Here is an 11202-nt window from a genome sequence, read left to right as displayed (position 1 = left end):
GATGGTACTGCAGGGGGGACCCTGTGGGAGAGTAGGACGCCGCCGAACAATCATTGCGGAAGCCCCGCACCAGGTAACTGGTGCGGGGCTTTTCTGCGTTTGGGGCCCGCCGGCCCCACACCTGCACTCCTGTAGGGTCAGGGGGCAGGTTCAACATTTCTACAGTCACAGTGGAGGCCCCCGGGTGGAGGTCCAGGAGACTCGGGTTCAGACTGACCGAATTTTCACCATTCCGAACGTCCTGAGCATGGCTCGCCTCGCCGGCGTACCCCTGTTCCTGTGGCTGATTCTGGCGGAGTACGACGGGTGGGCTCTGGCCGTCCTCATGCTCAGCGGGGTCAGTGACTACCTGGACGGGAAGCTCGCGCGCAAGTGGAATCAGATCAGCAGTCTCGGAAGGCTGCTGGATCCCGCCGCGGACCGCTTGTACATCCTGTCCACGCTGTTCGGTCTGACGTGGCGCGAGATTCTGCCGCTGTGGCTCACCGCCGCGCTGGTGGCCCGTGAGCTGATGCTCCTCGTGATGGTCTGGATCCTGCGCCGCCACGGCTATCCGCCGCCCCAGGTGAACTTCCTCGGCAAGGCCGCGACCTTCAACCTGATGTACGCGTTCCCGTTGCTGCTGCTCAGTGATGGCACGGGTTGGTTGGCCTGGACGGGCGCAGTTTTCGGATGGGCGTTCGCCGGATGGGGTACAACCCTCTATTGGTGGGCAGGAATCCTTTACGTGGTGCAAGTCCGCCGGCTGGTGAAGGCGGACACCACGGCCGATTGAGCTCGCTCGGCGCCGGATGACGCGGAGGAGTTGCGGAGTCACCGTCCGGACGGGTGAGGTCGGCGAGAACGTCGTCTCTCAAGGAGGACTCTTCCGACATGAAGGCCGTCGTGATGGCCGGTGGCGAAGGTACGCGTCTTCGCCCCATGACCTCAAGCATGCCCAAGCCGCTCCTGCCGGTGGCCAACAGGCCGATCATGGAGCACGTGCTCAGGCTGCTCAAGCGTCACGGGCTCAGCGAGACCGTGGTCACCGTGCAGTTCCTGGCATCGCTGGTCAAGAATTACTTCGGTGACGGCGAAGAGCTCGGAATGGAGCTCACGTATGCCAACGAGGAGAAGCCACTCGGCACCGCCGGCAGCGTGAAGAACGCCGAGGAGGCCTTGAAGGACGACGCGTTCCTCGTCATTTCCGGCGATGCGCTCACCGACTTCGACCTCACCGATCTGATCAGATTCCACAAGGAGAAGGGCGCACTCGTCACGGTGTGCCTGACCCGGGTGCCGAACCCGCTGGAATTCGGCATCACCATCGTGGATGAGGAAGGAAAGGTCGAGCGCTTCCTGGAGAAGCCGACGTGGGGGCAGGTGTTCTCGGACACCGTCAACACCGGCATCTACGTCATGGAGCCCGAGGTCTTCAATTACGTGGACCCGGATGTTCCGGTGGACTGGTCCGGTGATGTCTTCCCGCAGCTGATGAAGGAGGGCAAGCCCATTTTCGGCTACGTCGCCGAGGGCTACTGGGAGGACGTGGGCACGCACGAGAGCTACGTCAAGGCGCAGGCCGACGTACTCGAAGGCAAGGTCCAGGTCGAGATGGACGGCTTCGAGATCTCCCCCGGGGTGTGGATCGCCGAAGGCGCCGAGGTGAGCCCGGACGCGGTGCTGCGCGGGCCGCTGTACATCGGGGACTACGCCAAGGTCGAGGCCGGCGTGGAGATCCGCGAGCACACCGTCATCGGGTCGAACGTCGTCGTCAAGAGCGGGGCCTTCCTGCACAAGGCCGTCGTGCACGACAACGTGTTCATCGGGGCCCACAGCAATCTGCGCGGCTGCGTCATCGGGAAGAACACCGACATCATGCGGGCCGCCCGGATCGAGGACGGCGCCGTCATCGGTGACGAGTGCCTCGTCGGCGAGGAATCGATCATCCAGGGGAACGTGCGCGTCTACCCCTTCAAGACGATCGAGGCGGGCGCCTTCGTCAACACGTCGGTGATCTGGGAGTCGCGCGGGCAGGCACATCTGTTCGGCGCGCGCGGAGTCTCCGGCATCCTGAACGTGGAGATCACCCCCGAACTGGTGGTCCGGCTCGCCGGTGCGTACGCGACGACCCTGAAGAAGGGCGCCACCGTCACCACGGCCCGTGACCACTCCCGAGGCGCCCGCGCGCTCAAGCGGGCCGTGATCTCGGCGCTCCAGGCCAGCGCGATCAACGTGCGCGACCTGGAGAACGTACCGCTGCCCCTGGCGCGGCAGCAGACCGCGCGGGGCAGCGCCGGCGGGATCGTGCTGCGGACCTCGCCCGGAGTGCCCGACTCCGTGGACATCATGTTCCTGGACGAGCGGGGAGCGGACCTCTCGCTCCAGCAGCAGCGCAAGCTGGACCGCGTGTACGCGCGCCAGGAGTACCGGCGCGCCTTCCCCGGCGAGATCGGCGACCTGCAGTTCCCGGGCAGTGTCTTCGACGCCTACACCGGCTCCCTGCTGCGCCGGGTCGACATCACCGGGGTCGCGGATTCCGGGCTCAAGGTGGTCGTCGACGCCTCCAACGGCAGCGCCGGGCTCGTGCTGCCCAGCCTGCTGGGCCGGCTCGGGGTCGACGCCCTCACCGTCAACCCGGGACTGGACGAGTCCCGGCCGACCGAGACCGCCGAGACGAGGCGGGCCGGGCTGGTCCGGCTCGGGGAGATCGTGGCCTCGTCCCGGGCGGCCTTCGGGGTGCGCTTCGACCCGGTGGGCGAGCGGATCTCGCTGGTGGACGAGCGCGGGCGGATCATCGAGGACGACCGGGCGCTGCTGGTGCTGCTCGATCTGGTCGCGGCCGAGAAGCGCAGCGGCAAGGTGGCGCTCCCGGTGACCACGACCCGTATCGCCGAGCAGGTCGCCGCGTACCACGGGACGCAGGTGGAGTGGACGACGACCTCGCCCGACGACCTGACCCGGGTGGGGCGTGCGGAGGACACCATCTTCGGCGGGGACGGCCGGGGCGGGTTCATCGTTCCGGAGTTCAGCAGCGTCTTCGACGGTTCCGCCGCGTTCGTGCAGCTCATCGGGCTGGTGGCGCGGACGCAGCTCACGCTGAGCCAGATCGACGCGCGGATCCCGCGGGCGCACGTGCTCAAGCGTGACGTGCCCACCCCGTGGGCCGTGAAGGGGCTCGTCATGCGGAGCGTGGTGGAGGCCGCCGGGGACCGGCAGGTGGACACCACCGAAGGCGTGCGGGTGGTCGAGACCGACGGGCGGTGGGCGCTGGTGCTGCCGGACCCGGCGGAGGCGGTGACGCACCTGTGGGCCGAGGGCCCCGACGCGGCGTCCGCGCAGGCGCTGCTGGACGAATGGGCGGCCGTGGTGGACGGCGCCGGGCACTGAGCGGCGGATGACCGGCGTCCGGTGGGGCTGAGCGGCTGTTCGCCCGCTCCGTCCCACCGGACGGCCGCATTCGGTGTGTACGGGGCCGACATGCGACGATGTGCGGCATGTCGCAGCCGCCCAACAACCGGAGTTCGGCCACGCCGCCCGCGCGCCCGGACGCTTCCATGTCGCTGCTGACCCACGTGATGGACCACGGTCTCGACGAGGGCTACGCACAGGCCACGGCCCAGCGCCGGGCCGACGGCACGGCGGGACTGCCGCGGACGCTGAAGGCCAAGCTGGGGCTCGCCGCGGGACTGGTGATCGCGGCGATGGTGGTCACGCTGGGCGCCGCCCAGGCGCGCGTGTCGGCGCCGGTGCTGGCCAAGGAGCGCCAAGAGCTGATCGACCGGGTCAAGCGCGCGGACGAGCACGCGGACGGGGTGGAGCGGGACATCGAGCGGCTGCGCGGCACCGTCGCGGACCGCCAGCGCGCGGCCCTCAAGCAGCAGGGCGGCGGGGACGAGGGGCAGCTCGTGGGGCTGCTGTCGGGTGCCACGGAGGTCCGCGGGCCCGGTGTGAAGCTGGTCGTGGACGACGCCAAGGGTTCCTCGTCGGGCGGGGGCGGCGGACCGCGGGAGAGCGCGGGGTTCTCGGACACCGGCCGGGTGCGTGACCGGGACATGCAGCGCATCGTCAACGGACTGTGGCAGTCCGGGGCGGAGGCGGTCTCCATCAACGGGCAGCGGTTGACGGCGCTGTCGGCGATCAGGGCCGCGGGTGACGCGATACTGGTCGACAACAAGCCGCTGGTGCCGCCGTACGAAGTGCTGGCGATCGGTGACAAGAAGCGGCTCGGCCCGACGTTCCAGAACTCCGCCGACGGTCAGTACCTGCACGTGCTGCAGGAGAGCTACGGGATCCGTTACGGCCTGACCGCCGAGAACGACGTACGGCTGCCGGCCGCGTCGAGCCTGACCGTACGGACAGCTACAGCAGAAGAGCCGAAGAAGGGTGCATCGTGATCGCGGTACTGGGCCTCGTGGCCGGAGTGGTGGCCGGACTTCTGGTCCGGCCCGAGGTGCCGGCCGTGGTGGAGCCTTATCTGCCGATCGCCGTGGTGGCGGCGCTGGACGCGGTGTTCGGCGGTCTGCGCGCGATGCTGGACGGCATCTTCGTGGACAAGGTCTTCGTGGTGTCGTTCCTGTCGAACGTGGTGGTCGCCGCGCTGATCGTCTTCCTCGGTGACCAGCTCGGGGTGGGCGCGCAGCTGTCCACGGGCGTGGTCGTGGTCCTGGGCATCCGCATCTTCTCCAACGCCGCGGCCATCCGCCGGCACGTTTTCCGGGCGTGAGGCCGATGAACCCGAACGACGACACCCCTCCCTCGGAACCGAACGTTCCCGAGCGGCCTCTTAAAGAGGAGCCGGCGAAGATCACGGAGCCGGAGCAGACGGGCCGGCAGCGGCTGGCGGCGGGTCTGTGGCCGCCGCGGATCAGCCGGGCCCAACTGATCGTCGCGGCGCTGCTGTTCCTGCTGGGACTGGGCCTGGCGATCCAGGTGCGGTCGAACAGCGACTCCAGCGCGCTGCGCGGAGCCCGCCAGGAGGACCTGGTGCGGATCCTCGACGAGCTCGACGGGCGGACCAAGCGTCTGGAGGACGAGAAGCAGAAGCTGGAGGACCAGCGCAAGGAGCTGGAGAGCAGCTCCAACCAGGCCGAGGAGGCGCGGCGGCAGACCGTGGAGAAGGAGCGGCAACTGGGCATTCTGGCCGGTACCGTGGCAGCTCAGGGGCCCGGTATCACCCTGAAGATCACGGATCCGAAGGGTCAGGTGCGGTCGGACCAGTTGCTGGACACCCTCCAGGAGCTGCGGGCCGCCGGTGCGGAGGCCATCCAGATCAACGGCGTGCGCGTCGTGGCGGGCTCGTACTTCTCGGATGAGGGCGGAGGGATCGGGATCGACGGTAAGAAGATCTCACAACCCTACGAATTCAAGGTGATCGGGAAGCCGCAGGATCTGGAGCCGGCGCTCAACATTCCCGGCGGCGTCGTGCAGACGCTGGAGAAGGAGCAGGCGGGCGTGGCCGTCACACGGTCGGCGAAGATCGTTGTGGATGCCTTGCGGGCTGCGGAGCAGCCTGACTACGCTCGGTCGTCATCGCCGTGAGGCGGGGCGGAAGATGGAGCTCACGCGGGTCGAGGCCTGCGGGGGGTCGGCGCACCGAAGTCGCGGTGCGTGGTGGAAACTGTCTGGTGGTTACGGACGTTGTGAGTATGTCCGGGTCGGCAGGTGTTGCATTCGGAGTTCGTCCTGCCCCACGGGCGGGTCTGTTTCGGTCAAGGGGAATCGCCCGTGAAGTTGTTTGAGAAGTTGTTCGGCAAGAAGAACCGCGAGGAAAGCGGTGGATCCAGGCACCGCGCCGGTCATGGAGACGTGGAAGGGCAGGGCGACCGGCCGCTCTTCCGCGACGAGGTCGCCGGCCGCGGTGATGTTTCGGGCGCGCAGGGCGCGTCGGCTGTTGACCCTGCCGGTACCGGCCGCATAGGTTTCGGGGAACCATCAACCTCAAGTTCGGGTGGAGGGTTTGCCTCCGACCCGTATGCCACCAATGCCTCCGCGGGGCAGCCGCGGCGCGAGGAGCCGTCCATGTCGGCCGAGCAGGTTTGTAGCAGGTGTGGCCACCGCAGCGATGCGGCCAGCCGGTTCTGCTCCAACTGCGGGGCGCCGCTGCGGCCGGGTCTGACGCCGGAGCGTGCCTCGGAGACCACGTCCACCATCTCGATCTCGGGCCTGGAGGCCTACGAGGCCGAGGTGTCGGGACAACCGCACGGTTCGTCCTCGCTGTCACCCGAGGCCCAGGCCGCGGTGGAAGCTCTGCCTCCGGGTTCCGCCCTGCTCATCGTGCGGCGCGGTCCCAACTCCGGCAGCCGCTTCCTGCTGGACGGCGAGCTGACCACGGCGGGCCGGCACCCGCAGAGCGACATCTTCCTGGACGACGTCACCGTCTCCCGGCGGCATGTCGAGTTCCGCAGGAGCCAGGACGGTGGCTTCACCGTCTCCGACGTGGGCAGCCTCAACGGCACGTACGTGAACCGTGAGCCGATCGACTCCGTCGCCCTGCACAACGGTGACGAGGTTCAGATCGGCAAGTACCGGCTGGTCTTCTACGCGAGCCTGCGGGGCATCTGACCCACCCCCGGACTCCGTCCGGGGGTTACCCCCAGAGGGAAGGTCCCATGCTGCGTACCCCGCCCGGCGGTGCCCCGACGAGTGGCACCGCCGGTACCTCCGGCTCGGCCGGGCGGCTGGTGAGCATCGGCACGGTGCTGGCCACGCTGCGCGACGAGTTCCCCGAAGTCACGATCTCCAAGATCCGTTTCCTGGAGGCGGAGGGGCTCGTCGAGCCCCGGCGCACACCTTCCGGATACCGCAAGTTCAGCACGGACGACGTGGAGCGGCTGGCCCGCATCCTGAGGTTGCAGCGCGACCACTACCTGCCGCTGAAGGTCATCCGGGAGCAGCTCGACGCGCTGGCCCGGGGCGAGCAGGTCCGTATCCCCGCGCCCACCGCGCACGCGGACACCGTGGACCCGGGCAGCCCTTCCGCCGTGTACGGGGAGGTGGGCCGGGAGCGGCCCGCAGCGGCCCGGGTGGGGCGCGGAGAGCTGCTCGCCGCCGCCGACGTGGACGAGACCCAGCTGGTGGAGTGGGAGTCGTACGGGCTGCTGGGCGAGGCACCCGGCGGCGGATTCGACGCGGAGGCGGTCACCGTGGCCCGGCTGATCGCGGATCTGGGCCGTTTCGGGCTGGAGCCGCGCCACCTGCGGGCGATGAAGGCCGCCGCGGACCGCGAGGCGGGCCTGGTGGAGCAGGTCGTTGCACCCCTGCGCCGCCACCGCAACCCGCAGACCAGGGCGCATGCCGAGGCCACCCTGAAAGAACTCGCGGGACTGTCCGTACGGCTCCACGAGGCCTTGGTGCAGACGGCTCTCGGGGTCCGGCTGTCCTGATCTCGGGGCGTCCGGGAAGGGTCCGATGCGGGCCCGACTACCCAAACCGGCCGGGCAGGTCCTAGGGTTGCTGTGTGAACGAGCTCGACGTTGTGGGTGTCCGGGTGGAAATGCCCTCCAACCAACCGATCGTGCTCCTGCGTGAAGTGGGAGGCGACCGGTACCTCCCCATCTGGATCGGACCAGGGGAGGCGACCGCCATTGCCTTCGCGCAGCAGGGCATGGCCCCTGCCCGGCCGCTGACGCACGACCTGTTCAAGGACGTGCTGGAGGCGGTCGGCGAGGAGCTCACCGAGGTCCGCATCACGGATCTGCGGGAGGGCGTCTTCTACGCGGAGCTTGTCTTCGCCAGCGGGGTCGAGGTGAGCGCGCGGCCTTCCGATGCCATAGCGCTGGCCCTGCGCACGGGGACGCCGATCTACGGCAGTGACGGCGTGCTGGATGACGCCGGCATCGCCATTCCGGACGAGCAGGAGGACGAGGTGGAGAAGTTCCGCGAGTTCCTCGACCAGATCTCGCCCGAGGACTTCGGCACCGGGCCGCAGTGAGCGCGGCGGCCGCGCCGACCGCGCTGTCCACCCGTGGACAACAAGCCCATTCGAGTAGCCTTTCCCCGATAAGGGGCACGTGAAACCACTCTCAGGGTGATTATCACTCGGCGTGCCGAGTGTGGCGATCGTTGACGCACCCCTGGTGACTGCCTACCTTCAAGGTGGCAGGTCAAGGACGGAGGGTCGGCGTGAGGATCACGGGCGACGGTACGACCGGGGGCATCCCCGTACGGAGTGAGGCTGGGCCGTACCCGCTGCGCGGCGGTGCGGGCGCGGCGCGCCGTCAGCCGGAGTCGACGCCAGTGGCTGCGGCGGGCGGCGAACCGGCACCCGAGCAGGTCGGCTACCGGGGACCCACGGCGTGCGCCGCGGCCGGTATCACCTACCGGCAGCTCGACTACTGGGCGCGGACCGGGCTGGTGGAGCCGAGCGTGCGCCCGGCGTACGGCTCGGGCACGCAGCGGCTGTACAGCTTCCGGGACGTCGTCGTCCTGAAGATCGTCAAGCGCTTCCTGGACACCGGGGTGGCGCTGCAGAACATCCGCACCGCCGTGCAGCACCTGCACGACCGCGACTTCGCCGACCTTGAGCGCATGACGCTGATGAGCGACGGCGCCACCGTGTACGAGTGCACCTCTTCCGACCAGGTGGTCAGCCTGCTCCAGGGAGGCCAGGGCATCTTCGGGATCGCCGTCGGCGTGGTCTGGCGCGACGTCGAGAAGGCGCTGTCCCAGCTGCACGGGGAGCGCGTCGACACCGGGGAGACGGTGGTCGGGCACAACCCGGCCGACGAGCTCGCCGCCCGGCGCAACCGGGCCGTCTAGGCAGCCCTGCCGTGCTGCTCCCGCCGTTGTCAGAGGCGTAGGGCAGCATCGGTGGGGTGAGAGCCGCGCCGACCATCCTGCATCTGGACATGGACGCCTTCTACGCCTCCGTGGAGCAGGCGTCGAAGCCGAGCCTGCGCGGCAAGGCCGTGATCGTCGGCGGGCTCGGTCCGCGCGGGGTCGTCGCCACCGCCTCGTACGAGGCCAGGCGGTTCGGGGTGCATTCGGCGATGCCGATGGCCCAGGCGCGGCGGCTCTGCCCGAACGGCGCCTACCTCATTCCCCGCTTCCGGCTGTACCAGGCGGTCAGCGAGATCGTCATGGGGCTGCTGCGCGAGCTGTCCCCGCTGGTGGAGCCCCTCAGCCTGGACGAGGCGTTCGTGGACTTGGAGGCCGGCGGGGTCGCCTTCGACTCGGCGGCGGCCCGGGCCGCGGGGGAGCGGCTGCGGGCCGACATCCGGGCCGCGACGGGGCTCAGCGGGTCCGTGGGGCTCGCGGGGTCCAAGATGCTGGCCAAGGTGGCCTCCGAGGAGGCCAAGCCGGCCGGGCTGCTGCTGATCGAGCCGGGCACCGAGCGGGAGCTGCTCGCGCCGATGTCCGTCCGGACCCTGCCCGGGGTGGGGCCGGTGACCGGGCAGCACCTGCGGCGGGCCGGGATCACCACGGTGGGGGAGCTGGCCGAGGCCGGCGAGGACGAGCTGGTCCGGATGCTGGGTCGGTCGCACGGGGTGGGCCTGCACCGGATGGCGCTGGGGCTGGACGACCGGCCGGTCGTCGCGGAGCGGGACACGAAGTCGGTGTCCGTGGAGGACACCTTCGACGTGGACCTGCACGACCGGGTCCGGATCCGGTACGAGGTGCAGCGGCTCGCGGACCGGTGCGTGGGGCGGCTGCGGGACTCCGGGCACTCGGGGCGCACGATCGTGCTCAAGGTGCGGCGGTACGACTTCTCGACGCTGACCCGGTCCGAGACGCTGCGGGGGCCGACCGACGACGTCGCGGTGGTGCGGGAGGCGGCGGCGCGGCTGCTGGAGTCGGTGGACACCACGGGCGGGGTGCGGCTGCTGGGCGTGGGGGTGTCGGGGCTCGCGGACTACACGCAGGAGGACCTCTTCGCCTTCGCGCTGGCCGCCGAGGGGGAGGAGGCGGGTTCGGACCCCGCCGGTCTGGAGCCCGCCGGCCCGGACGCGGCCGGCCCGGACACCACCACGGACCCCGCCGGTGCTGACGGGGCCGTGGAGGGGGGCTTGGACGGGCCTGCCGGGGTTGTTGGGGCGCCCGGGGCTCTCGGGGCGTCTGGGGCCGGTCTGGACCCCGTCGGGGGCGTGGGTGGGGCACAGGTGAGTGCCGGCGCTGACGGATCCGCTGCGGCTGCCGAGGTGCAGGGGGCAGACGGGGCCCCCGGTGAGGGGGTCGGGGTGGGGAGGCGGTGGGGGGCGGGGAGCGATGTGCGGCATGCCGTGTACGGGGCGGGCTGGGTGCAGGGGAGCGGGGTGGGGCGGGTGACCGTGCGGTTCGAGCGGCCCGGGTCCGGCCCGGGACGGGTGCGTACGTTCCGGGTGGACGACCCGGAGCTGGCGCCTTCCGATCCGCTGCCGCTGGTGGGGGACGGGCCGGCGGCGGCAGCCGGGTGAGTCAGCCGTCGTCGCCCGCCAGGCGGCCGAAGTCGCGGTCGGAGCCGGGGGCCGGCGGCAGAGACCGGCGGAAGTCGCTCGGCAGGGCCACGTCCAGGCCGTAGTGGTGGTAGAGCTGAAGCTCCTGCTCGGGAGAGAGGTGGCGGCCGACCCCGAAATCGGGGGCGTCCCTGATGAGGGAGCGCTCGAAGGGCACCCGCAGGGTGTCCCCGACCATCTCGCTCGGCTCCAGGGGCACGAACGCGTCCCGGCTGAACAGGCCCGTCCGGACGGCGGCCCACTCGGGGACGCCCGTGGCGTCGTCGAGGTACACCTCGTCGATGGTGCCGATCTTGGTGCCGTTACGGTCGAACGCCTTGCGGCCGATCAGGCTGCGCGGATCGATGTCGGTCTGCACGGTCCCGTCCCTCCTTCTGGTCGCACTCGGGCGCACTCGTCGCACTCGTCGCAACTCATCCGTACCGACTACAAAAGTGCATATCGGAGAAGAGAGCCACTTGAGGGAGCCCCCAGACCCTCGCTGGTAGGCTGGGTGGCGGCTGTCGACCCTGTGCGGGAGAGTCCTCCGAGTGAGTTCGACGGAGGCGCCGAAGGAGCAAATCCTCCCCGGAATCTCTCAGGCATACGTACCGCACGTGGTGAGGCCACTCTGGAAAGCAGGGGCGGGTACCGGGCGCACGATGCCGGTGCCGCTCCTCACCGACGGTGAAAGTCGGACCTCAAGGGCGACCCCCGACAGGACCGGCGAAGCTCTCAGGTGCAGATGACAGAGGGGGAGGCCGTCCGGGTGCCCGCGCCGTGGTGCCCCTCGCAGGTCGTACGACCAGGA

At 70.1% G+C, this 11202-nt stretch carries 11 protein-coding genes and 1 riboswitch; of the genes, 10 read left to right on the top strand and 1 reads right to left on the bottom strand.

What is annotated here, in order from left to right:
* Nucleotides 1–184 precede the first annotated feature (184 nt).
* From clsA to IE248_RS29015, 10 genes are all read left to right on the top strand, one after another.
* On the top strand, nucleotides 185–775 hold the full coding sequence (gene clsA / locus IE248_RS29060) for a cardiolipin synthase ClsA (RefSeq protein WP_008742848.1): 591 nt from the start codon (nucleotides 185–187) through the stop codon (nucleotides 773–775).
* A gap of 98 nt (nucleotides 776–873) precedes the next feature.
* Nucleotides 874–3369, top strand: a complete 2496-nt coding sequence (locus IE248_RS29055) for a mannose-1-phosphate guanyltransferase (protein ID WP_073796298.1) — start codon at nucleotides 874–876, stop codon at nucleotides 3367–3369.
* A 98-nt stretch (nucleotides 3370–3467) separates the two neighbouring features.
* Nucleotides 3468–4376 (top strand): DUF881 domain-containing protein, encoded by a 909-nt coding sequence (locus IE248_RS29050; protein WP_008742850.1) that lies wholly within the window; start codon nucleotides 3468–3470, stop codon nucleotides 4374–4376.
* On the top strand, nucleotides 4373–4705 hold the full coding sequence (locus IE248_RS29045; RefSeq protein ID WP_008742851.1) for a small basic family protein: 333 nt from the start codon (nucleotides 4373–4375) through the stop codon (nucleotides 4703–4705). Before IE248_RS29050 ends, IE248_RS29045 begins: the two co-directional genes overlap by 4 nt.
* 5 nt (nucleotides 4706–4710) lie before the next feature.
* Nucleotides 4711–5520 carry a DUF881 domain-containing protein gene (locus IE248_RS29040; RefSeq protein ID WP_037794484.1) on the top strand — a complete coding sequence of 270 codons (810 nt, stop codon included), beginning with the start codon at nucleotides 4711–4713 and terminating at the stop codon, nucleotides 5518–5520.
* A gap of 480 nt (nucleotides 5521–6000) precedes the next feature.
* Nucleotides 6001–6543: an FHA domain-containing protein gene (locus IE248_RS38435; RefSeq protein ID WP_271243909.1), complete on the top strand. Its 543-nt coding sequence runs from the start codon at nucleotides 6001–6003 to the stop codon at nucleotides 6541–6543.
* 47 nt (nucleotides 6544–6590) lie between these two features.
* On the top strand, nucleotides 6591–7364 hold the full coding sequence (gene ftsR / locus IE248_RS29030) for a transcriptional regulator FtsR (protein WP_190032130.1): 774 nt from the start codon (nucleotides 6591–6593) through the stop codon (nucleotides 7362–7364).
* 74 nt (nucleotides 7365–7438) lie between these two features.
* On the top strand, nucleotides 7439–7912 hold the full coding sequence (locus IE248_RS29025) for a bifunctional nuclease family protein (RefSeq protein ID WP_007262890.1): 474 nt from the start codon (nucleotides 7439–7441) through the stop codon (nucleotides 7910–7912).
* Nucleotides 7913–8103: 191 nt separating this feature from the next.
* Nucleotides 8104–8739, top strand: coding sequence for a MerR family transcriptional regulator (locus IE248_RS29020; RefSeq protein WP_073796295.1), 636 nt, complete (start codon nucleotides 8104–8106; stop codon nucleotides 8737–8739).
* 56 nt (nucleotides 8740–8795) lie between these two features.
* Nucleotides 8796–10373 carry a DNA polymerase IV gene (locus tag IE248_RS29015; RefSeq protein ID WP_190032129.1) on the top strand — a complete coding sequence of 526 codons (1578 nt, stop codon included), beginning with the start codon at nucleotides 8796–8798 and terminating at the stop codon, nucleotides 10371–10373.
* A gap of 1 nt (nucleotide 10374) precedes the next feature.
* On the opposite strand, the gene IE248_RS29010 is transcribed toward IE248_RS29015, so the two are convergent.
* The gene (locus IE248_RS29010) at nucleotides 10375–10770 is read right to left on the bottom strand and encodes a PRC-barrel domain-containing protein (RefSeq protein ID WP_037794486.1); all 396 of its coding nucleotides are present in this window, start codon (nucleotides 10768–10770) and stop codon (nucleotides 10375–10377) included.
* A 146-nt stretch (nucleotides 10771–10916) separates the two neighbouring features.
* Nucleotides 10917–11015, top strand: a riboswitch (glycine riboswitch).
* The last annotated feature ends 187 nt before the right edge of the window (nucleotides 11016–11202 follow it).

The organism is Streptomyces goshikiensis, from assembly GCF_014650555.1.
GTDB classification, from domain to species: Bacteria; Actinomycetota; Actinomycetes; order Streptomycetales; family Streptomycetaceae; genus Streptomyces; species Streptomyces goshikiensis.
Note: the sequence above shows the minus strand (reverse complement) of the source record. Positions and strands in the feature narration are given on the sequence as shown.

What these genes read in the sequence shown, in the direction of transcription:
- IE248_RS29055 (WP_073796298.1), top strand. Translation starts at nt 874, where the DNA reads ATGAAGGCCGTCGTGATGGCCGGTGGCGAAGGTACGCGTCTTCGCCCC.
- IE248_RS29050 (WP_008742850.1), top strand. Translation starts at nt 3,468, where the DNA reads ATGTGCGGCATGTCGCAGCCGCCCAACAACCGGAGTTCGGCCACGCCG.
- ftsR (WP_190032130.1), top strand. Translation starts at nt 6,591, where the DNA reads ATGCTGCGTACCCCGCCCGGCGGTGCCCCGACGAGTGGCACCGCCGGT.
- IE248_RS38435 (WP_271243909.1), top strand. Translation starts at nt 6,001, where the DNA reads ATGTCGGCCGAGCAGGTTTGTAGCAGGTGTGGCCACCGCAGCGATGCG.
- IE248_RS29040 (WP_037794484.1), top strand. Translation starts at nt 4,711, where the DNA reads ATGAACCCGAACGACGACACCCCTCCCTCGGAACCGAACGTTCCCGAG.